The organism is Chelatococcus reniformis (assembly GCF_014640075.1).
Classification (GTDB): domain Bacteria; phylum Pseudomonadota; class Alphaproteobacteria; order Rhizobiales; family Beijerinckiaceae; genus Camelimonas; species Camelimonas reniformis.
Map to the genome: position 1 here is coordinate 156681 of NZ_BMGG01000009.1, position 22067 is coordinate 178747.

A 22067-nucleotide genomic window follows, 5' to 3' on the forward strand; every position below is an offset into this window, starting at 1 on the left:
TGCTTGGACGGGACTCGCCAAGGCTCGTAAAATATATTCAAATTCAAGGCCTTGGAGTATTTATGAGCAATTTGATGATTTCATCCAAATGCGAAATGCTCTGGCCGCAGCGAAGCCTTTTGGGTTGCCGACGAACCGGATAAGGTTGTGAAAAGGCCGAGACCGCGCGGAAGGAAGCCCCGATGACCCCCGTTGCCGCCGTTGCTGCCCCGTCGCCCGGCTCCGCCTCCCGGCAGGAGTCGGTGGCGGCCGTCATCGCCGCGCTCTCGGCCCGCTTCGGAGAGCGTCTGTCGACCAATGCATCGCTCCGAGAGCAGCACGGCAACACCCTGACCTGGCAGGCCAACGAGCCGCCGGATGCCGTCGTCTTCCCGGAGACCACGGCGGAGGTCGTCGAGGTCGTGAAGCTGTGCGCGGCGCACGGGGTGCCGATGATCCCGTTCGGCACCGGCACCTCGCTCGAGGGCCACGTCAACGCGCCGTTCGGCGGCGTTTCGATCGACACCGGCCGGATGAAGGCGATTCTTGCCGTCCACGCCGAGGACCTCGACTGCGTGATCGAGCCTGGGGTGACCCGCAAGGAGCTCAACGAGCACCTGCGCGCCAGCGGCCTGTTCTTCCCCATCGATCCTGGCGCCGATGCCTCGCTCGGCGGCATGGCGGCGACGCGCGCCTCCGGCACCAACGCGGTTCGCTACGGCACCATGCGCGAGAACGTGCTGGCCCTGGAGGTGGTGCTCGCCGACGGCTCGGTGGTCAAGACCGGCACGCGCGCCAAGAAGAGCGCCGCCGGCTACGACCTGACCCGGTTGTTCGTCGGCTCGGAGGGGACGCTCGGCATCATCACGCAGGTGGCTCTGCGCCTGCACGGCATTCCGGAGGCGATCTCGGCGGGCACCTGCCCGTTCCCGAGCATCAAGGCGGCGTGCGACGCCACCATCCTGACCATCCAGACAGGCATCCCGGTCGCGCGCATCGAGCTCCTCGACACCGCCTCGGTGATCTCGGTCAACGCCTATTCGAAACTGACCCTGCCGGAGATGCCGTTGCTGCTGGTCGAGTTCCACGGCACCGAAGCGTCGGTGAAGGAGCAGGCCGAGCGCTTCGGCGAGATCGCGGAGCAACTGGGCGGCGGCCCGTTCACCTGGGCGACCCAGGCCGAGGAGCGAACCCGCCTATGGCAGGCGCGCCACGACGCCTACTGGGCCGGCCGGGCAGCCAATCCGGGCAAGATCACCTTTGCGACCGACGTGTGCGTGCCGATCTCGCACCTCGCGGAGTGCGTCGAGGAAACACTGCGGGACCTCGACGCCTGCGGCATCGCTTCGGGCGTCGCAGGCCACGTGGGTGACGGCAATTTCCACGTCTCGCCCTTCTTCGATCCGGACGATCACGCGCAGCGCAAGGTCATCGAGGGCTTCCTCGACCGGCTGGTGAAGCGCGCTCTCGCCCTGGACGGCACCTGCACGGGCGAGCACGGTGTCGGCGAGGGCAAGATGAAATATCTTGTGGCCGAACACGGCGAGCCGGCGCTCGAGGTGATGCGACAATTGAAGCGGGCCATCGATCCCCACAATCTGATGAACCCCGGCAAGATCGTCGCGTTTTCGGGCTAGACTGCCGACGCCCCGGATTCAAAGGATTGGAGCATACCCCGCAAGCGGATGATGCTCATCCAATTGCAGAATGCTCTAGCAGCCGGGCCAGAGCGTTTCCCGATCAGATGGAACCAGCTGATCGGGAAATGCTCCAGGATATTGAAATCTGGAGCGCTTCCTCCCCTGGGTGGATCCACTCGAATGGGAGGAAGCGCTCCAGGCGGTTACCGAAGGTGCGTCACCGGCCTTGCGAGATCTCCTGACCGCCATCGCGGTCCTCGTCATCGTCGCGCTGCTGGCGGCGCTGCTGGGGCCGCCGCTCATCGACTGGTCGGCCCATCGCGGCCGTGTCGAGGCGCTGCTCGGCGACGCGCTCGGCGTGCCCGTCCACACGCGCGGCCACATCGGCGTGCGCCTGCTGCCGTCGCCGGCGCTCACCTTGGAGGGTCTGGCGATCGGCGAGGGCCGCGGTCCGGCGTCCCTGGCCGCAGGCGAGACGCGCGTGGAGCTGTCGCTGTCGCCGCTGCTGCGGGGCGATGTGCAAATCGCCGATGCGGCGATGGACCAGCCCGTCCTGACGATTCGGCTGGCCGAGGACGGGGGGCTTGCCTGGCCGGGGCTTGGACCGGACGGCCTCTTGGGGCGCCTGGCGGTCGAGCGCGTGCGGGTCACGCGCGGCGCCATCGTCATCGCCGACCGCGTCACCGGTCGGGATGTGCGGCTGAGCCGGCTGGAGGCGATCGGCCAAGCCTCGTCGGTGGACGGCCCCTGGCAGGTCGCGGGCGCCGTCGAGGGCCAGCCGTTCCGGTTCTCCACCGGCCAGGTCGAGCCGGGCGGCGAGCGGCCAGTGAAGGCCGCTGTCGGCAACGACCTCGTCGGCCGGCTCGCGCTGGAGGGGAAGCTGAGCCTGGCTGCCAAGGGCGCAACGCCGCTCCTCGTCGGCAAGGTCAGCGCCACGCGGCCGCTGACGGCGGACGAGCCACTGACGCTCACGGCCAATGCGGACGTCGAGCTTGTCGGCCGGCGGCTGGCGCTCCGGAACGTCGACCTTTCGGCCGGGGATGGCAGCATCAAGCTCACGGGCGCGGGCAGCCTCGATCTGGGACGTCGGGTGGCGGCCGAACTCACCCTGGGCGCCCGTCACATGGCGCTCGACAAGGCGGTGGCGCAACTGCGACCGGTCATGGAGGAGGGCGGGCTTGGGCCGGTGCTCGGCATCGTGCCGCTGCCCGTCACCGCGCGCGTTGCCTTCGATCGCCTGAGCTGGGCGGATGAGGAGGCCCAGAGCCTCTCCGCGCTGATCCGTCTCGACGGGCGGCAGGTCGCCGTGGAGCAGCTGTCGTTGCGGTTGCCGGGGGAAACCAACGTCACCGCCGATGGCACGCTGCAGGCGGCAGATCAGGCAACGGCAGCCTTTCGCGTGGCCGTCCGAGTGGGCGCACCGCCCCGCCTCGGGCTGGCGCTGTCGCGGCTCGGCGCCAGCCAGGCCCTCGCGACTCAGATCGCGCGCGAGCAGAGCCTGACGCTCGACGCCAACGTGGCGCTCTCGCCGACGCTCATCGGCCTGTCCAACGTGCGTATGGCCGCCGGCCCCGTCACCGTCGCCGGCGCCTTCCGCTACAGCTTTGCCGACGAGCGCGAGCCGCCGCGTCTCGACGCCCAGCTCACCGCCGAGCAGATCGACCTCGCGCGCTGGCCGGCCCTGTCCGACGTTGGTCTGTCGCTGGGGACCGCGGATCTTGGCCTGCTGATCGATGCGCGCGGTGTCCGTTACGGCCCGAGCGCCGGCGCCGGGCGCGTGCGCGCCAAGCTCTCGCGCAGCGCCGGCCATCTGGCGATCGACGCGCTCGAGATCCGCGATCTGGCAGGCATCAATGCAAGCGGCACGGGCAGCATCGGCCCGCGCGGCGACGGCCGGGTGAATGCCAACGTTACGGCCGAGCGCGCCGGCCCGGCCTTCGGTCTGCTCGCCAAGCTGGGCTTCGGGGTCTTTGCCGGCCCTTGGCCGGCCGGGGTCGAAGACGCCCCCCTCGATCTGAAGGTCGTCGCCTCCGCCTCCGGCGCGGACCCGGCGCGTCGCATCGACGTGCGGCTCGACGGGGCGGCGCTCGGCGGGTCGGTCGCGGGCCAGGCGCGTCTCGCCTGGCCCGCGGCGCGCCTGGTGGACGCCAGCCTGACCTTCAACACCCCCGAGACAGCCCGCGTGCTGGCGACCTGGGGCTTCGCGGGCGAAGGTCGAGCGGCCATCGGTCCGGCCGTCGTGACAGCCATCCTCGCCGAGCCGCCGAAGGGCACGACGGCACAGCAGCTCACGCTCGGCGGACAGATCGCAGGCATCGATGTGCGCACCGCGGCCCCCATTGCCATGGGCCCCGACGTCGGGAGCTGGACGAAGGCAGCGTTCCAGGTGTCAGCCAAGGACGCGAGCCGGTTGGCGCGGGCCCTCGGCGGGGCGGCACGCACCGATCAGGCGATGCCGCTCGCGCTTGGCGTGGAGATCGAGCGGGACGGGACGGGATCGGGCTGGCAAGCGCTCCTCGATGGATCCCTTGCTGGCTCTCCGGTGCGCGGCACGGTGGCGCGGGGTCCTGACGGGGCGTTCGCTGTCGGGCTCGCGACCGACCAGCTGTCGGTGCCGGCGTTGGCCAGCGTCTTGGCGCTCGGGCCGCTGCCCGCGGCGCGAGCCGGCGGCATCTGGCCGTCCGAACGCTTTGCAGCGGCCCCTGCCTGGCTGGACGGCGTCGCCGCCGACCGGGCCAGCGTGCACATCAAGGCGGGGCGCCTCGATCTCGGCGGCGGGCTGGCGGCGACGCAGGCGGACCTCACCGTGAGGAAGGTCGCCGATGGGGTCGCCTTGGGCCTCGATCGGGCCTCGTTCGCCGGCGGCTCGCTGGCCGGCGAGACGGTGCTGCGCCGGCTTGGCAGCGGCGCGAGCTTCACCACCGACCTGCGGCTCGACCAGGTGGATATCACGACGCTGGCCGGCGCGGGCGACCTTGCCGGGCGGGTGAGCGGGACGATCCGGGCCGGCGGCTCGGGCGAAAGTGTCGCCGCCATCGTCGCCAACCTGTCGGGCACCGGTTCGCTGAAGGCGACCAACGTCATGCTCAAGCGCGTCGATCCCGGAGCACTCGGCGAGGCCGCTGCCGGCGCCGGCGACGACACCCAGACGCTGGATCCGCGCGCGCTCGGCACGCAGGTCGACCGGCTGCTGCAGCGAGCGTTCTTCCAGGTGAGGACCATCGACGTGCCGCTGCTGATCGGCGGCGGCGTCGCGCGCGCTTCGCCGACCTCGGCCGAGGCCGGGCCGGCGCGCCTGGAGGGGGCGCTGACCATCGATCTGCGTACCCTGACGCTGGAAGCGGCTGCTATTCTGTCCACCCAGGTTCGGCCGCCGGGCTGGAAGGGAGGGCCGGCCCAGGTGGCGCTGCGCTGGCAGGGACCCATCGGCGCGCCGCGGCGCGAGGTCGACGCCAACGCTTTGGCCAACGGACTGGCGTCGATCCGGCTCGGCAAGGAACTGGAGCGCATTCAGGCCTTCGAGGCCGAGGCCAAGCGGCTCAAGGAAGAACGCGAGCGGCGCGAGGCGGAGGAACGGGCGCGGCGCGAGGCCGAGGAGCGGGCGCGACGCGAGGCCGAGCTGAAGGAGCGGCATGAAGCGGAGCAGCGGGCCGAGGAGGCGGTGAAAGCGCAGGCCGACGCGCGAGAGCGCGAGCGTCAAGACCAGCTGCGTCGCGCGGCCGAGCGCTCGCAGTGGATCACCACCCCTGGCAGCCGCTGACGCGCGTCACCGTCCAGCGACGCGCTCCCGTTGTCCGGGAGTGACGTCATTGAACGCGGTGGCGTCGCGGAAATAGGCCAACACGAAGACCCGGATGGCCGACGATAGGTTTTGCCCGTCGCGCCGGTCGTCGATGGCAGCGACGAGGCCTGCCAGCGACTGGCGGCGCACGGCGGCGATCTCCTTCAGCGCAGCCCAGAAGGGCTCCTCCAGCGACACCGAGGTGCGGTGGCCGGCGACCACCAGCGAGCGTTTGACGACACGGAAAGCTGGCGCCTGGGCTGGGCCCTTGGCTGCGGTCACGGTGACGGATCGTCCAGAGCGGGAAGATTTTTCCTTGAATCATCACCCTGCTCTAACTCTTTGTTTTGAGCAGGATCTTGTCCAAAAACCGGTGTCGACTTCTTGGCGCCCTGCTCGAGGCGGTGGCCGTCGATCTGCCGCGCGGCGGCATCCCGCTCCTTCTCCTCCCGCGCGCGCTCCGCCTTGGTGCGGCCGAAGCGCGTCCGGTTGGCGGCCGCGAGCGTCTCGTGCTCGGCCCGCTGCCTGGCCTTTCGCGCGTTGCGGAGGTTCACGATCTCGGCCAAGGCCTCCTCCCTAAGCACGGTCAAACGCAGCCAACCGACCGGATAACGATGCTCCAATTTATGCAATCTGGAGCGCCTCGTTCCGATCGGGTGGTTCGATCCGGTCGGAACGCGCGCGCCAGCCTAGCTTAGAGCATTTCCGCGCTTCTTCGAAAACGCTCTAGGCGAAGCCTTCGTCCTTGAGGACGCGCTGCACCGACGGCCGTCCGATCATGCGCTCGTAGTGGGCCGCACAGTGTCCCGGCAGCTCGATATTCATGCGCTTCGATGCCCAGAACTCCACATAGAAGAGCGCGGCGTCGGCGATCGAGAACGGGCCGACGGCGTACTCCTTGCCGGCAATGCGGCTGTCGATCAATCTGAAGGCCTTGTCGACGATCTCCCGCCCGCGCTGCTTGACCGCGTCCTGATCTTCTTCGCGCGGGCCGAAGTTGCCGGGCCGGAAAAGCCGTCCGAAGCCCTGCATGTGCACGGTCGCGACCACGTAGTCGATAAGCGACGTGGCCTGGGTGCGGGCCTCGATGTCGGCAGGATAGAGACTCGCCTCCGGATTGGCGGCGGCGAGCCAGAAGGCGATGGCGCCGAACTCGGTCAGCACCGAGCCGTCCGGCCGTTCCAGCGTCGGGACTTTGGACTTGGGATTGACGCTGGTGAAGGCGGCCCCGTACTGGTCGCCTTGCATGAGGTTGAGCTTCGCCAGTTCGTACGGCTTGCCGATCTCCTCGAGGAGCACGTGGATCCCGATGGAGCACGCGCCCGGCGCGTAATAGAGCTTCATGCCATCCTCCCGCGGCCCGCGTCCTGCTGCTGACGAAGGGGCCAACGGGCGGCGGATACCACGATCAGTGCTTCTTGCGGAAGGCGTCCAGGCTGACCACGTCGGCGCCGCCCTCGGGCGCGCCTGAGCCGGGCAACGGCTCGGCAGGCGGCTTGGCGCCGTTCTCATCATCGCCGTTGGTCGCCAGCGGCAACATCTCGGAGGGATCCGGAGTCCTGCCGCGCGGCGCCTTGATGGCCGGCTCGCTGCGCGGCGTCGCCGACGGCTGCTCCACGGTGACCATGCCACCGCCCTCGTCCTTGGTGTCGAACTTGAGGCCGAACTGAACCGAGGGGTCGAAGAAGCCGGTGATGGCGTCGAACGGCACGAGCAGGCGCTCGGGTACGCCGGAGAACGACAGGCCAACCTCGAAGGTGTGCTCGTTGACGCCCAGGTCCCAGAACTGGTGCTGCAGCACGATCGTCATTTCTTCCGGGTATTTTTCGCGCAACCGGTTGGAGACGCGGGTACCCGGGGCGTCGGTGCGAAATGAAATATAGAAGTGATGCTCGGGAGGAAGCCCGTCGCGAGCAGTATCGGCCAGCACCTTCCGCACCACGCCTTTCAGCGCATTCTGAACAAGAAGATCGTACCGGATCAGATCTTTCGACATGGCCCCCTGCGCGCGAAAATCGAGTGGAGGCTTCTGTTGCCAGGTGCCTCCGAACCCCGCCTGACGGTGCTACCCGCCAGGGCTTCAGATCGGTTTAGTTACCGCTTACGCGGCAACCGCAACCGGAGCAAAGTTGTCGTTGGCAACTATTGCAATGGCCCGATAACGGCGGAACCATGCCGAGCAAAAGAGCACCCTTTACACCCTCGTCGATCCTATTTCGCCCCCGCCGAAGCCCAACCTGCGCTGGGCTTTGGTGGAGGCGCCGGGTACCGCCCCCGGGTCCGAATGGCTTATTGCGATGTCCGTTTATTGCCATAGCCGCCTTGCGACGGCGACCCGAATATAGGCACTTGTTCGTCGGCGCGAAAGGGAGCCCGTGCATCGACGGGCGGCGATCCCCACATACCTGCGGGCGGGGCCGCGTCGCCGAAGGCGGCTAGGCTCCGGGCGCCGCGGCGGCTAAACTCTCAGGCCGCCGATTCCGGAGTGCCGATGCGCGCCTATCTCGATCTTCTGCGCCACACCCTCGAGCACGGCGTCCCAAAGGACGACCGCACCGGCACGGGAACGCTGTCGCTGTTCGGTCACCAGATGCGCTTCGATCTGGCCGAGGGCTTTCCATTGCTCACCACCAAGCGCGTGCACTTCAAGTCCGTGGTGCACGAGCTGATCTGGTTCCTGTCCGGCAGCACCGACGTGCGCTACCTCCAGGAACGTGGCGTGACCATCTGGGACGAGTGGGCGACGGCGGAGCAATGCGCGCGCTTCGGCCGGCGCGAGGGCGATCTGGGCCCGGTCTACGGTCATGCCTGGCGCAACTTCGGGGCCACCGAGATGCCCGACGGCAGCTTCACGCGCGATGGCGTCGATCAGATCGCCTGGGTCGTCGACGAGATCCGCCGCCATCCGGACAGCCGCCGGCTCATCGTGACCGGCTGGGATGCGCGTCAGCAGGACCGGGTGGCGTTGCCGCCCTGCCACACGATGTTCCAGTTCTACGTCGCACGGGGGCGGCTCTCCTGCCAACTCTATCAGCGCTCCGCCGACGTGTTTCTCGGCGTGCCGTTCAACATCGCAAGCTACGCCTTGCTGACCCACATGGTGGCGCAGGTGACGGGGCTCGAGGCGGGTGACTTCGTCCATTCTCTCGGCGACGTGCACCTCTATGCCAACCATGTGGAGCAGGCGCGCGAGCAACTGTCCCGCACGCCGCGGCCCCTGCCGCGGTTGAGGCTCAATCCGGCGGTTCGCGCGCTCGACGATTTCACCTTCGACGATGTCGCCATCGAAAGCTACGACCCGCATCCGCTCATCCGCGCGCCGGTCGCCGTTTAGAGCGTTTTCGAGCGAAGTGGACGCCGGTTCGCGTGAAGAAAACGCGACAAAACAAACAGATAGAGCATTTCGGCGATTCGAAGAAACGCGGAAATGCTCTAGCGCCATCGGATGAGCAGTAATTTGTGCACCGGCTTATGAACGACCGTGCGTCGTCACGCCGTTTGAGGCGGCGTGACGCGGGCGCTATGAGTGGGGGATGACAGGCCGGCAGCAAGCCATGGAACGGCGCACAGCGCCGCGCGCGGTGATCGCGTTGATCGCCGCTTATGCGCTCGTGCTGCAGGCGCTCATGCTCTCGGCGCTGCCATTGCCGGCGCTTGCCGGTCATGCCGGGGCGCTCTGCACGACGGTCCCTGCCCCAACGGGGCAGGCCGATCCCGAACGGCCATCCGGCGCCCACGAACTGTGCTGCGTGGCGGCCTGTGCCGGCCCGTCGCTGGCCACGCCGCCGCAGGGTGACGGCGCTTCGAGCGCCATCACCGCGCCACCCGCCCTGCTTGTCATCTTTCCCACGCATCGACCTCTCGGCATGGCGCCCCTCCTGGAGGCGGCGACCAGCGCGCGAGGACCTCCTGCGGCTGCCTGAGCCTTCTCGGATCGAGCGCTCCCGCGCTCTTCACGACGATCTTCAGGAGCCTGTTCCCATGATACGATTTGACCTGACACGCATTGCGCTCGGCGGCGCGCTGGGCGCGGCCACGGCGCTGCTGTCCACATCCGTCTTCGCCCATGTGACGCTCGAGACCACCGAGGCGACGCCGAACTCCTATTACCGCGGCGTCGCCAAGGTGAATCACGGCTGCGGTACGTCCGCCACCAAACTGCTGCGCATCACCATTCCCGAAGGGGTCATCGCCGCGCGCCCCATGCCGAAGGCGGGCTGGACCGTCGAGCTGGAGAAGGGGCCATACGCCCGCGCCTATCCCCTGCACGGCAAGGATGTGGCGAGCGGCGTGAAGTCGATCACCTGGAAGGGCGGCAGCCTGCCGGACGACTTCTACGACGAGTTCGTCTTCGCAGCGCGAATCACCGACGCCTTTCAACCGGGGGCGACCATAAGCTTCCCGGTGTTGCAGCAATGCGAGAGCGGCACGCAGAACTGGGCCGAAGTGCCCGCGCCCGGGCAGTCGGCCGCTGCGCTCAAATCGCCGGCGCCGGGCGTGCGTATCATCCAGGCCGCCACGACCGCTCCGTCGACGGCGCCCGCCGCCGTGCCGGTCAAGGTCGGCGATCTCACCATCCGCTCGCCTTGGGCACGTGCCACGCCGGCGGGTGCGAAGGTCGCCGGCGGCTATCTGGCAGTCACCAACGACGGCAAGGCGGCGGATCGGCTCATCGGTGGCTCCTTCGACATCGCCGGCGAGGTCCAGATCCACGAAATGAAGGTGGAAGACGGGGTGATGCGCATGCGCCCGCTCGACAAGGGCATCGAACTCCCACCCGGCCAGACCGTCGAACTCAAGCCGGGCGGCTTCCACTTGATGTTGATGGGCCTGAAGCAGCAGCTCAAGACCGGCGACACCGTCAAGGGCACGCTCGTCTTCGAGAAGGCGGGTAGCGTGCCGGTGACGCTGGCGGTCGGGGGCGTGGGCGCCCAGCAGGGCCCCGGCGGCTCCCCCGCGGGCGGCCACCACGAGCATTGACCGGCGCGACCCGGCGCCAGCGATGTGATAGGACGAGCCGATCCGTCGCCGCCGCCGTGTCGGCCAACTTCAGGACGCGCCCATGGCATTGCCGCTCGTGTTGGTCGTCGCGGTTGCCGACAACGGAGCCATCGGCCGGGACAACCGGCTGATCTGGCGCCTGCGCACCGATATGCAGCGCTTCAAGGCGTTGACCATGGGCAGGCCGCTGCTGATGGGCCGGCTGACCTACGAGTCGATCGGCCGGCCGTTGCCCGGGCGCGAGACGGTCGTGCTGAGCACGGGCGCCTTCTGCGAAGCGCCCGGCGTCGCCGTCGCCGGCTCGCTGGCGGACGCGATCGGGCGCTGCGAGGCGGCGGCCGATCGGCTCGGCGCGGGGGAAATCGTCGTGGTCGGAGGAGCCCGCGTGTATGCCGAGACGCTGCCGCTCGCCCGGCGCATCCATCTGACCGAGGTTCACGCGTCGCCCCCGGCCACAGTGTTCTTTCCGGACTGGGCCGGAGGGGCGTTTCGGCGCAGCTACCGCGAGACGTTTCGGCAGCACCATGCGGCCGGACCGGGCGATGAATACCCTTTTACATTTGTCGATCTGGAGCGCGTTCCGGACCGGACGGTCGCGGGTTCGGCGTGACACGGGCACAACACTTCGCGGTGCGCGCGTATTGTTCGGACGATGCTGGACGCGGGCGCGCCTTTGTCGCTGGAGCCGTTCATTGAACAGCGGCGCGTGTGCCATTAAGTGCTGTGCTTGACAGGGCTTGCCCTGCCAAACGACAAGGCTCGAGGATCCGCGTCCATCGAGCCCAAAGGGGAATGTCAGATCGATGCCTTGGAGTAATCAAAGCGGTGGCGGCGGACCATGGGGCCCCAAGAATCAGGGGCCGTGGGGATCCGGGCCGCAACGCAACGGCGGCGGGCCGCCCGACCTGGAGGACCTGCTCAAGCGCGGTCAGGACAGGCTGAAGGGCATCCTGCCGGGCGGCGACGGCTCCTTCGGCTTCCGCGGCATCCTTCTCATCCTGCTCGGGGCCGTGCTGCTGTGGCTCGCGACCGGCTTCTACACGGTGCGGCCCAACGAGGTCGGCATCAACCTCGTCTTCGGCCGCTATGCGGGTTCAACCGGCGAGGGTCTCGGCTACAATTTCCCCTACCCGATCGGCTCGGTGATCAAGCCCGACGTCACCTCCAGCCGCATCATCGAGATCGGCGTACGCTCCAACACCCAGTCGCGCTCGCGCGTGCAGCAGAGCAGCGTCACCGACGAGAGCCTGATGCTGACCGGCGACGAGAACATCGTCGACATCGATTTTGCCGTGCAGTGGCAGGTCAATCCGGCCAAGGCGACCGACTTCGTCTTCAATCTGCAGAACCCCGACGGCACCATTCGCGTCGTGGCTGAAAGCGCCATGCGCGAGGTGGTCGGCCGCCGCAACATCCAGAACATCCTCACGACGGATCGTGGCGCGATCGAAGCGGAGGTCCGTCAGCTGATGCAGGACACCTTGAACTTCTACGGAGCGGGCGTGGAAATCAGGCAGGTGAACTTGCAGAAGGTCGATCCGCCGGCCCAGGTCATCGACGCCTTCCGCGACGTGCAGGCGGCCCGGCAGGACCAAGACCGCCTGCGCAACGAGGCCGAGACCTACGCCAGCCGCATCGTCCCTGAGGCGCGCGGCAAGGCGATCGGCATCGTGCAGGAGGCTGAGGGTTACAAGGAGCGAGCCACCAACGAGGCGCAGGGTAATGCCTCGCGCTTCCTCTCGGTCTACGAGCAATACCGCCTGGCGCCTGAAGTGACGCGCGAGCGCATGTATCTGGAGACGATGGAGCACGTGCTGGGCCCGACCAACAAGGTCATCCTCGACCAGAGGGGCGGCCAGGGCGTCGTTCCCTTCCTGCCGCTCGAGTCGCTGCAGCCACAACGGCCCGCGGCCGGTGCCGCCCCGGCTCAGGGAGCTGCACGATGAACGGCAATCTCTTCAAGGTCGTCGGCGCCGTCCTAGTCGCGGTGCTGGCGCTTCTGATCTACGCCTCGACCTTCATCGTCGGCCAGACCCAGGAAGCGCTGGTGCTCCAGTTCGGCCGGGTGAGGGGGCTGCCCAAGCAGGCGGGCCTGCACTTCAAGATCCCGTTCATCGAGAACGTGGTCTACGTCGACAAGCGCATCCTCGACCTCGACCTGCCGGTCCAAGAGGTGATCGCCTCGGACCAGAAGCGGCTGGTGGTCGACACCTTCACGCGGTACCGCATCATCAATCCGCTGCTGTTCTACCAGTCCGTGAACAGCATCGCCGGCGCCAATCTGCGGTTGACCTCGATCGTCAATTCGACGACGCGGTCGGTGCTGGCGGAGGCGACCTTCACGGCCGTCGTCAAGGATGAGCGCGACAGGCTGATGAGGCGCATTCGCGACGAGGTGAACCAGCAGGCGAAAGGCCTCGGCCTCGAGGTCGTCGACGTGCGCCTGCGCCGCGTCGACCTGCCCGAACAGAACAGCGAGGCGGTCTATCGACGCATGAAGACCGAGCGCGAGCGCGAAGCGGCCGACATTCGCGCGCAGGGCTCGCAGATCGCTCAGGGCATCCGCGCCCGCTCGGATCGCGAGGTGACCGTGCTGCTGGCCGAGGCGACGCGCAAATCGGAGGAGCTGCGCGGCCAGGGCGACGCCGAGCGCAACCGCATCTATGCGGATGCCTACGGCAGGGACCCGAGCTTCTTCTCGTTCTACCGCTCGATGCAAGCCTATGAAGCTGCGCTCAAGGCCGGCGACACGCGGCTGGTGCTGTCTCCCGATTCGGATTTCTTCCGCTACTTCGGGCACCAGTCGGGCCGCGGCGTGCAGGGGGCAGGACCGCAGCTGTCCGGGCCGCCCGCGTCGTCCGGCGCGTCGGCGCGCCCCTGATCGCGGGCCGGCGGCCGCCCCATGCATGATCTCATGGCGGCCTTCGGCTTGCTGCTGGCGATCGAGGGAATCTGCTTCGCGGCATTTCCCTCGGCGGTGAAGAAGGCCGCGGCCGACATGGCCGCGGCGCCCGTCGACATGATGCGGCTCGTCGGCATCACGGCCGCCGCGGTCGGCGTCGGGCTGGTCTGGCTGATGCGCAACCACGTGTGGTGACCGGATGGCGGCCACCGAGCTGTCGCAATCCTGTATAATGCATCAACGCGGGCGCCCTGCGCCTGTTCACGAACGACGAGGACGGACAATGGTCTCTCTCAGCATGGCGTTCGAGGCGACAAGGTCCATGGCGCCACCGCGGCGCCTGGCTGGAGCGCTCGCCCTGGCCGCAGGCCTGGTGCTCGGCGCGGTGGGTACGGCCCATGCCCGCGGGCCCGAAGGCTTCACGGACCTTGCCGATCAGGTGACCAACGCGGTGGTCAACATCTCCGCCTCCACCACGGTGGAAACGAAGGGCCGCACCCTGCCGCAGCTGCCGCCGGGCACGCCCTTCGAGGATCTGTTCGAGGAGTTCTTCAATCGCCGCGGCGGCGGCGGCGGCGATGCCCCGCGCCAGCGCAAGTCGAACTCGCTCGGCTCCGGTTTCATCATCGACTCGGCCGGCATCGTCGTCACCAACAACCACGTCATCGGCGAGGCCAACGAGATTACCGTCATTCTGAACGACGGCACCAAGCTCAAAGCCGAGATCCTGGGCAAGGATTCCAAGCTCGATCTGGCCGTGCTCAAGGTGAAGCCCGAAGGCAAGCCCTTGACCGCGGTCAAGTTCGGCGATTCCGAGAAGCTCCGGATCGGCGAATGGGTGGTTGCCATCGGCAACCCGTTCGGCCTCGGCGGCTCGGTCTCGGCCGGCATCGTCTCGGCCATCAACCGCAATATCGATCAAGGACCCTACGACAGCTACATCCAGACCGACGCGGCCATCAACAAGGGCAACTCCGGCGGCCCGCTGTTCAACATGGCCGGCGAGGTGGTGGGCATCAACACCGCCATCCTGTCGCCGACCGGCGGTTCCGTCGGCATCGGCTTCTCGGTGCCGTCGGCGCTCGCCGGCCCCGCCATCGAGCAGCTGCAGAAGTTCGGCGAGACCCGCCGTGGCTGGCTCGGCGTGCGCATTCAGTCGGTCGACGACGCGACCGCCGAAGCGCTCAACCTCGGCCGGGCCCGGGGCGCCCTGGTCGCCGGTGTCGACGACAAGGGGCCGGCCAAGCCGGCCGACATCAAGCAGGGCGACGTCATCGTCCGCTTCGATGGCCGGGAGGTGAAGGACAGCCGCGACCTGCCGCGTCTGGTTGCCACCACGCCGGTCGGCAAGGAGACCCAGGTGGTCATCTTCCGCGGGGGCAAGGAGGAGACCAGAACGGTCAAGCTGGGACGCCTGGAGGACGGCGAGAAGCAGATGGCAGCCCGCGGCGGCAGTGACACGGACGTGGACAAGCCCGCCATCAAGAAGGCGCTCGGCCTCGATCTGTCGTCGATCAGCGATGACTTGCGCCAGCGCTTCTCGATCAAGCCGACCGTCAAGGGCGTGGTGATCACTCGGGTCGACCCCAACTCCAACGCGGCCGACAAGCGCCTGCAGGCCGGCGACGTCATCGTCGAGGTGGCGCAGGAGCCGGTGCAGCAGCCGGCGGATGTGTCCAAGCGGCTCGACGCGCTCAAGAAGGACGGCAAGAAGTCGGCGCTGCTGCTGGTCTCCAACCCGGCTGGCGAAGTGCGCTTCGTCGCCGTCGCCATGGAGTAGGTCAAGGCGCGGCGGCGGAGCCCATGGGCGTGGCGCGGCTGCCGATAGCGGCCCCGTCGACCGCGACGGCGCGTTTCCCGGGTCGGCCGTTGCATGCTATCGAACAGGCTGGCGTGCGCTAGCGCACTTGGTAGTTCACAGCTGCGCGTCTAACTGTGGCGAACTCCCACCCCTGGTCCGGTTGCATGCTCAGGTCGCTGCTCGCTCGTGTTTTGCCTTCCGTCGCGCTCGTTGCGGCGCTCGCTGCCTGCAATGAACCCGCGACCAAGCCACCGGGGGCGGGTGGCGCCGGCGCGGCGGCCCCGCCCGCGCCGGTGGTCACCGTGGCCAAGCCGGTGGTCAAGCAGGTCACCGAATACGACGACTTTACTGGCCGCTTCGAAGCGGTCGACTCGGTCGAGGTGCGCTCGCGCGTGTCGGGCTATCTGAGCTCCGTGGAGTTCAAGGACGGCGCCGTCGTCAAGAAGGGCGACCTGCTCTTCGTCATCGACAAGCGCCCCTACCAGGCGGCCACGGACCAGGCGATAGCGGGCGTGAACTCGGCGCAGGCGCGAGTACAGTTCGCCAAGAGCGACTTGGAGCGCGCCCAGAGCCTGCAAAAGACCGGCAACATCACCGAGCAGGTCCTGGAAACCCGGCGCCAGACGGCGCTGGTGGCTCAGGGCGATCTCGCCGGCGCCAATGCCGCGGTGGTGAGCGCCAAGCTCAACCTCGAGTTCACCGAGATCCGCGCCCCGGTGTCCGGGCGGATCGGGCGCAAGCTGATCTCGGAGGGCAATCTCGTTACCGCGGATTCGACGCTGTTGACCACGATCGTGTCGCTCGATCCGATCTACTTCTACTTCGATATCGACGAGCGCTCCTACCTCGCCTACCAGCGGCTCAACCGCAACCGCGGCACCGGCGGCTCGATCGCGAGTGATGTGCTCGTCGGCGTCACCGACGAGCGCCAGCCGACGCGCAAAGGCAAGCTGGACTTCCTCGACAACCGCATCGATCAGGCCACCGGTACCTTGAGGGCCCGTGCGCTGGTGCCCAATCCCGACCTTTTCCTGGCGCCCGGCATGTTCGGCACCGTGCGCATCCCCGGCTCCGACCCGTACAGGGGCGTGCTGGTGCCCGATGTCGCGATCGCCACCGACCAGGATCGCCGGCTGGTCTGGGTGTTGGGGGCGGACGACACGGTGTCCCCCAAGGTGGTTCGGCCGGGGCCGCGCATCGACGGCTACCGCCTGATCCGCTCCGGCCTCGACGGCAGCGAGACGATCGTCATCAACGGCCTCCAGCGCCTGCGCCCGGGCATCAAGGTGAAGCCGGAAATGAAGGAACTGCCGCCCACGGCCCCTGACCCGGCCGGCGCGAACGGCTCGAAGAGCTGATCCGCCATGAAATTTGCGCATTTCTTCGTCGATCGGCCGATCTTTGCGTCGGTGCTGTCGATCGTCATGGTGCTCGTGGGATATATTTCCTACGTCTCGCTTCCCGTCGCGCAGTATCCCGAGATCGTTCCACCGACCATCGTCGTCCGGGCGAGCTACCCCGGCGCCAACGCCGAGACGGTGTCGCAGACCGTGGCGACCCCGATCGAGCAGGAGATCAACGGCGTCGAGGACATGCTCTACATGACCTCGAACTCGACCAGCGACGGCAACATGTCGCTGACCATCACCTTCAAACTGGGCACCGATCTCGATACCGCCAACGTGCTGGTGCAGAACCGCGTCGCGGTCGCCCAGCCGCGCCTGCCCGCCGAGGTGCGGGCGCTGGGCGTGACGACGCGCAAGAGCTCCCCCGATCTGATGCTCGTCGTCCACATGTTCTCGGAGAGCGAGGGCTTCGACGACCTCTACATCTCCAATTACGCGCTGATCCGCGTGCGCGACCAGCTGCTGCGGCTCGACGGCGTCGGCGACATCACCGTGTTCGGCGCGCGCGAGTATTCGCTGCGCATCTGGCTCGATCCCAACAAGCTGGCCTCCTACTCGCTCACCACGACCGACATCGTGAGCGCATTGCAGGAGCAGAACGTCCAGGTCGCGGGCGGTGCCATCGGCGGCCCACCGACGCCGGCCGGGGCCGATTTCCAGCTGATCGTACAAACGCAGGGACGCTTCAAGGACGTCCGGCAATTCCGTGACATCATCGTCAAGAGCGGCGAGGCCGGGCGCCTCGTGCGGCTCCAGGACGTGGCGCGGGTGGAGCTCGGCGCCCGCGACTACACCACCAACTCCTACCTAAACGGCAAGCCGGCCGTCGGCATCGGCGTGTTCCAACGGCCCGGCACCAACGCGCTCGACGCCTCCGCTGCCGTCATCGCCAAGATGGAGGAGCTGAAGCGCGACTTTCCGGCGGGAATGAACTACCGGATCGCCTACAATCCGACCGTCTTCATTTCGCAGTCCGTCAACGAGGTCTACAAGACGCTGTTCGAGGCGGTCATCCTGGTGGTGATCGTCGTGCTGGTCTTCCTCCAGTCGTGGCGGACGGCGATCATTCCCATCATCGCCATTCCGGTGTCGCTCATCGGCACCTTCGCCGTCATGGCCATGTTCGGCTTTTCGCTGAACAACCTGACGCTGTTCGGCCTGGTGCTGGCGATCGGTATCGTCGTCGACGATGCCATCGTCGTGGTGGAAAACGTCGAGCGCAACATCGCGGAGGGGCTGTCGCCGCGCGAGGCGGCGCACCGCACCATGGACGAGGTCGGCGGCGCCGTCATCGCCATCGCCCTGGTGCTGTCGGCGGTGTTCATTCCGACGGCTTTCATCAGCGGTATCACCGGCCAGTTCTACCGGCAGTTCGCGCTAACCATCGCCGCCTCGACGGTGATCTCCGCGTTCAATTCGCTCACGCTGTCGCCGGCGCTGTGCGCCCTCCTGCTCAAGGGCCACCACAGCGCCGACCACCGGCCGCGCTTCTTTCTGGCCCGCTGGGGCCGCGGGCTGGCCAATGGCTTCAACTGGGGGTTCGACAAGACGTCGAACGGCTATGCCACCTCGGTGCGAGGCATCGTCGCGCACAAGCTGCCGCTGATCGCCGCGCTCGCCGTCTACGGCGGCCTGCTCTACGGCACCGTCTGGATCTCCCAGCGCGTGCCGCAGGGCTTCATTCCCGCCCAGGATCAGGGCTATCTGCTCGTCGTCCTGCAACTGCCCGACGGCTCGTCGCTGGCCCGCACCGACGTGGTGGCGCGACGGGCCATGGCGATCGTCGGCGAGACGCCCGGTATCGCCGATACGATCGCCATCGTCGGCTTTTCCGGTGCCACATTCACCAACGCCAGCAACCAGACGGTGATCTTCACGCCGCTGAAGCCGTTCGAGGAGCGGGCCAAGGCCGGCATGACGGCGAATTCGATCGCCGGCAACCTCATCAAGCGGCTGTCCACGATCCAGGAGGCCTTCGTCATCGCCGTGCCGCCGCCGCCCGTGCGCGGCCTCGGCAACGCCGGCGGCTTCAAGATGCAGATCCAGGATCGCTCCGGCGCCGGGCTAGGGGAACTGCTGTCGGCCAGCCGCAGCCTCATCGCCGAAGCGAACCAGAATCCCAACCTGACGCGGGTCTTCACCACCTTCGGCGCCAACACGCCGCAGATCTATTTGGACATCGACCGGGTCAAGGCGCGCATGCTCAACGTGCCGCTGTCGAACGTCTTTGCCACCTTGCAGATCAATCTGGGCGGCGCCTACGTCAACGACTTCAACGTCTTCGAGCGCGTCTACCAGGTGCGCGTGCAGGCCGATGAGTCGTTCCGCGCCGACCGGAGCAAGATCCTGCGGCTCAAGGTGCGCTCGTCCGACGGCGCGCTGGTGCCGCTCGGTTCCCTGGTCGAGATCAGGGACGTGGCCGGGCCCGATCTGGTGCAGCGCTTCAACATGTACACGTCGGTGCCCGTGCAGGGCGAGACCCCGCCTTCGGTCTCGTCGGGAACCGGCCTCGATACCATGGAGGCCCTGGCGGCGCGCGTGCTCCCTCAGGGCATGGGCTACGAGTGGACGGAGCTCGCTTTCCAGCAGCGGGCCGTGGGCAACACCACCATCTACATCTTCGCGCTGTCGGTGCTGTTCGTGTTCTTGGTACTGGCCGCCCAGTACGAAAGCTGGGGCCTGCCGCTCGCCATTATCCTGATCGTGCCGATGAGCGTGCTATCGGCCCTGATCGGTGTCTCGCTGCGCGGCATGGACAACAACATCCTCACCCAGATCGGCCTCGTCGTGCTGATCGGTCTCGCCGCCAAAAACGCCATTCTGATCGTGGAATTCGCGCGGCAAGCCGAGGCCGAGGGCAAGGGGGCCGTCCCGGCCGTGATCGAGGCGGCGCGGCTACGCCTGCGGCCGATTTTGATGACGGCGTTCGCCTTCATCCTGGGCGTGGTGCCGCTGGTCACGGCGACGGGACCCGGTGCCGAGATGCGCCAGTCGCTGGGCACCGCCGTGTTCTATGGCATGATCGGCGTGACCTTCTTCGGTCTGTTCCTCACCCCGGTGTTCTACGTCACCATCCGCTTCATTTCGGACCTGCTGAGCGGCAAGCGGCGTCGTGCCGCCGCGCCGCCCGCGTCCGCCGCGTGAGGTGGCGCAGGCCCGGACACCCTCGGCTCCTGGCGGGAGAATGTTGATGACAGCAAAGTTCGGCATTGGGCAGCCGCTGAAGCGGGTGGAGGACGAGCGCCTGCTGACGGGCGTCGGCAGCTACACGGCCGACATCACGGCGCCGTCGGCCGCCGCCGCCGTGGTCGTGCGCAGCCCCCACGCCAGCGCCCGATTCACCATCGGCGACCTCGCCGAGGTGCGTGCCATGCCCGGTGTCCTGCTGGTGCTGACCGGCGCCGACGTGGCGGATCTCGGCGGCCTGCCGTGCCCGGGCGCGGCGGCCGTGCACAACACCGACGGCTCCGCGGTGGTGCTGCCGGACTATCCGGTGCTGCCGCGGGACCAGGTGCGTCACATCGGCGAAGCTATCGCCCTCGTCGTCGCCGAGAGCGACCTCGAGGGCCGGCAGGCGGCGGAAGCCTTTCCCGTGGAATGGGAGTCGCTCGAGGCCGTCGTCGGCATCGAGCAGGCCTCCGGGAACGAGGCGCTGGTCTGGCCGCAGCTCACGAGCAACACCGCCTTCGACATGCTGGTCGGCGACAAGGACAAGGTCGAGGCGGCCTTCGCCATGGCCGCGCGGACGGTCGAGCTCGCCCTCGTCAACAACCGCGTTGTCGCCAACTACATGGAGCCGCGCGCCTGTCTGGCGGACTACGATCCGGCCGCGGAGCGCTGGACCATCACGCTCGGCAGCCAGGGCAGCCACGGCATCCGCGATACGCTGGCGCGCCAGATTCTGAAGGTCGACCGCGAGCGCATCCGCGTCGTCACGCCGGACGTCGGCGGCGGCTTCGGCACCAAGATCTTCATGTATCGCGAGTATCCGCTGTGCGCCGTAGCCGCCCAGCGGATCGGCCGCGCGGTGCGCTGGGTCAGCGACCGCAATGAGCATTTCGTGGCCGACACCCATGGCCGCGACAACGCCACGCGCGCCGAAATGGCGCTCGACGAAAGCGGCCGCTTCCTCGGCCTGCGCGTCGATCTCCGGGCCGACCTCGGCGCCTATCTGTCCCAGTTCGCGCCCTTCATTCCGGCCGTCGGGGCGCGCATGACGCCGGGTTGCTACGATATCCCGGCCCTGCTGGTCCGGGTGCGCGGCTACTACACCAACTCGGTGCCCGTCGACGCCTACCGCGGCGCCGGCCGGCCGGAGGCCGCCTACGCCATCGAGCGCTTCGTCGACTATATCGCCAGGAAGATCGGCAAGGACCGGGCGGAGCTGCGCGCGCTCAACTTCGTCAAACCCGAGACCATGCCGCACACCACCCAGACCGGGCGTGTCTATGATTCGGGCGAGTTCGAGGGCCACATGCGGCGGGCCATGGAAATCGGCGACTGGTCCGGCTTCGAGGCCCGGTGCGCCGCTGCGGCGCAGAAGGGCCGCCTGCGCGGCATCGGCCTCGCCTCCTATATCGAGGCCTGTTCGGGCGGCGGCGCCGAGAAGGCGGAGGTCCGCCTGGAGCCGGACGGCTCGGCGGTGGTGCTGATCGGCACGCAGTCGACCGGGCAGGGGCACCAGACCGCCTATGCCCAACTCGTCTCGCAGCATCTGCAATTGCCGCTCGATCGCATCTCGGTGCTCCAGGGCGATACCGCCGTGATCGCCAGCGGCGGCGGCACCGGCGGTTCACGCTCCATCCCCGTCGGCGGTGCGTCAGTGGATCAGGCCTCGCGCACGCTCGCCGAGCGGCTGAAGGCGTTCGCCGCCGAGGCGCTGGAGGCGTCGCCCGCCGACCTCGAGATCGCCGAGGGCGGCGAGGTCCGTGTCGTCGGCACCGACCGGTCGATCAGCTTTGCCGACATTGCCCAGCTACCGGCGGCGACGCGCGAACAGCTGGCCGTCGAGGATGCCTGGACGCCGCCCGAGTTCACCTACCCCAACGGCACGCACGTGTGCGAGGTGGAGATCGATCCCGACACCGCGGAGATCGCGATCGAGCGCTACAGCATCGTCGATGACTTCGGCGTCACGCTCAATCCGTTGCTGCTGGCCGGGCAGGTGCACGGCGGCGTGGTGCAGGGCGTCGGCCAGGCCTTGCATGAACGCACGGTGTTCGACGCGGATGGTCAGCTGGTGACGGCATCGTTCATGGACTACCGGATGCCACGAGCCGCCGATTTTCCCGAGATCACGTTCGAAACCCGCAACGTGCCGTGCAAGACCAACGTGCTCGGCATGAAGGGCGCCGGTGAGGCCGGCTCGATCGGCGGGACGCCGGCGGTGATGAACGCGGTTTGCGATGCGCTGTGGCGGGCCCACGGCATTGCCCACGTAGACATGCCGGTCACGCCGGACCGGCTGTTCGCCCTGTTGCGCACGGCGGCCGCCAAGGCCGCCTGACCGGGCGGCAACGCCGATGACGGCGGGACAGGAGACGGGCGCAGCTCGCAC

At 68.1% G+C, this 22067-nt stretch carries 17 protein-coding genes and 1 other RNA gene; 13 read left to right on the forward strand and 5 right to left on the reverse strand.

Going from position 1 to position 22067, the window contains the following annotated elements; translation table 11 throughout:
* The first annotated feature begins 182 nt into the window (after positions 1 to 182).
* Together IEW34_RS23475 and IEW34_RS23480 are read left to right on the forward strand one after the other, a co-directional pair.
* Positions 183 to 1616, forward strand: coding sequence for an FAD-binding oxidoreductase (locus IEW34_RS23475; protein WP_188611663.1), 1434 nt, complete (start codon positions 183 to 185; stop codon positions 1614 to 1616).
* 229 nt (positions 1617 to 1845) lie between these two features.
* On the forward strand, positions 1846 to 5379 hold the full coding sequence (locus IEW34_RS23480; RefSeq protein ID WP_194446529.1) for an AsmA family protein: 3534 nt from the start codon (positions 1846 to 1848) through the stop codon (positions 5377 to 5379).
* Between the two features lie 6 nt (positions 5380 to 5385).
* Here the strand turns inward: IEW34_RS23480 and IEW34_RS23485 are convergent, their stop codons facing one another.
* The 5 genes from IEW34_RS23485 to ssrA all read right to left on the reverse strand — a co-directional run bounded on the left by IEW34_RS23485 (position 5386) and on the right by ssrA (position 7771).
* A complete protein-coding gene (locus IEW34_RS23485) occupies positions 5386 to 5682 on the reverse strand; it encodes a ribbon-helix-helix domain-containing protein (protein WP_188611665.1) in 297 nt (98 codons plus the stop codon).
* Entirely contained in the window at positions 5679 to 5966 is a 288-nt protein-coding gene (locus tag IEW34_RS31065) for a DUF4169 family protein (RefSeq protein WP_188611666.1), read from the reverse strand. Before IEW34_RS31065 ends, IEW34_RS23485 begins: the two co-directional genes overlap by 4 nt.
* 160 nt (positions 5967 to 6126) lie before the next feature.
* Positions 6127 to 6744, reverse strand: coding sequence for a glutathione S-transferase family protein (locus tag IEW34_RS23495; protein WP_188611667.1), 618 nt, complete (start codon positions 6742 to 6744; stop codon positions 6127 to 6129).
* A 64-nt stretch (positions 6745 to 6808) separates the two neighbouring features.
* The gene (locus tag IEW34_RS23500) at positions 6809 to 7396 is read right to left on the reverse strand and encodes an SspB family protein (RefSeq protein ID WP_188611668.1); all 588 of its coding nucleotides are present in this window, start codon (positions 7394 to 7396) and stop codon (positions 6809 to 6811) included.
* 22 nt (positions 7397 to 7418) lie between these two features.
* Positions 7419 to 7771: a transfer-messenger RNA gene (gene ssrA / locus IEW34_RS23505) on the reverse strand.
* Between the two features lie 120 nt (positions 7772 to 7891).
* Between ssrA and IEW34_RS23510 the strand changes: the two genes are divergently transcribed.
* The 11 genes from IEW34_RS23510 to IEW34_RS23560 all read left to right on the forward strand — a co-directional run bounded on the left by IEW34_RS23510 (position 7892) and on the right by IEW34_RS23560 (position 22016).
* Positions 7892 to 8734: a thymidylate synthase gene (locus IEW34_RS23510; RefSeq protein ID WP_188611669.1), complete on the forward strand. Its 843-nt coding sequence runs from the start codon at positions 7892 to 7894 to the stop codon at positions 8732 to 8734.
* Between the two features lie 220 nt (positions 8735 to 8954).
* Positions 8955 to 9323 (forward strand): hypothetical protein, encoded by a 369-nt coding sequence (locus tag IEW34_RS23515; RefSeq protein WP_188611670.1) that lies wholly within the window; start codon positions 8955 to 8957, stop codon positions 9321 to 9323.
* Between the two features lie 58 nt (positions 9324 to 9381).
* Positions 9382 to 10380: a copper chaperone PCu(A)C domain-containing protein gene (locus IEW34_RS23520; RefSeq protein ID WP_188611671.1), complete on the forward strand. Its 999-nt coding sequence runs from the start codon at positions 9382 to 9384 to the stop codon at positions 10378 to 10380.
* Positions 10381 to 10462: 82 nt separating this feature from the next.
* Positions 10463 to 11011, forward strand: coding sequence for a dihydrofolate reductase (locus tag IEW34_RS23525; protein WP_188611672.1), 549 nt, complete (start codon positions 10463 to 10465; stop codon positions 11009 to 11011).
* Between the two features lie 193 nt (positions 11012 to 11204).
* Positions 11205 to 12347 (forward strand): FtsH protease activity modulator HflK, encoded by a 1143-nt coding sequence (hflK, locus tag IEW34_RS23530; protein ID WP_188611673.1) that lies wholly within the window; start codon positions 11205 to 11207, stop codon positions 12345 to 12347.
* The gene (gene hflC, locus IEW34_RS23535; protein WP_188611674.1) at positions 12344 to 13282 is read left to right on the forward strand and encodes a protease modulator HflC; all 939 of its coding nucleotides are present in this window, start codon (positions 12344 to 12346) and stop codon (positions 13280 to 13282) included. The genes hflK and hflC overlap by 4 nt, the downstream gene beginning before the upstream one ends.
* A gap of 21 nt (positions 13283 to 13303) precedes the next feature.
* Positions 13304 to 13498, forward strand: coding sequence for a DUF2065 family protein (locus IEW34_RS23540; RefSeq protein ID WP_188611675.1), 195 nt, complete (start codon positions 13304 to 13306; stop codon positions 13496 to 13498).
* An 88-nt stretch (positions 13499 to 13586) separates the two neighbouring features.
* Positions 13587 to 15083 carry a Do family serine endopeptidase gene (locus tag IEW34_RS23545; protein WP_188611676.1) on the forward strand — a complete coding sequence of 499 codons (1497 nt, stop codon included), beginning with the start codon at positions 13587 to 13589 and terminating at the stop codon, positions 15081 to 15083.
* A 185-nt stretch (positions 15084 to 15268) separates the two neighbouring features.
* Positions 15269 to 16462: an efflux RND transporter periplasmic adaptor subunit gene (locus IEW34_RS23550; protein WP_188611677.1), complete on the forward strand. Its 1194-nt coding sequence runs from the start codon at positions 15269 to 15271 to the stop codon at positions 16460 to 16462.
* 6 nt (positions 16463 to 16468) lie between these two features.
* Positions 16469 to 19654: an efflux RND transporter permease subunit gene (locus tag IEW34_RS23555; RefSeq protein ID WP_188611678.1), complete on the forward strand. Its 3186-nt coding sequence runs from the start codon at positions 16469 to 16471 to the stop codon at positions 19652 to 19654.
* A 40-nt stretch (positions 19655 to 19694) separates the two neighbouring features.
* Positions 19695 to 22016, forward strand: a complete 2322-nt coding sequence (locus IEW34_RS23560) for a xanthine dehydrogenase family protein molybdopterin-binding subunit (RefSeq protein WP_188611679.1) — start codon at positions 19695 to 19697, stop codon at positions 22014 to 22016.
* Positions 22017 to 22067: the final 51 nt, after the last annotated feature.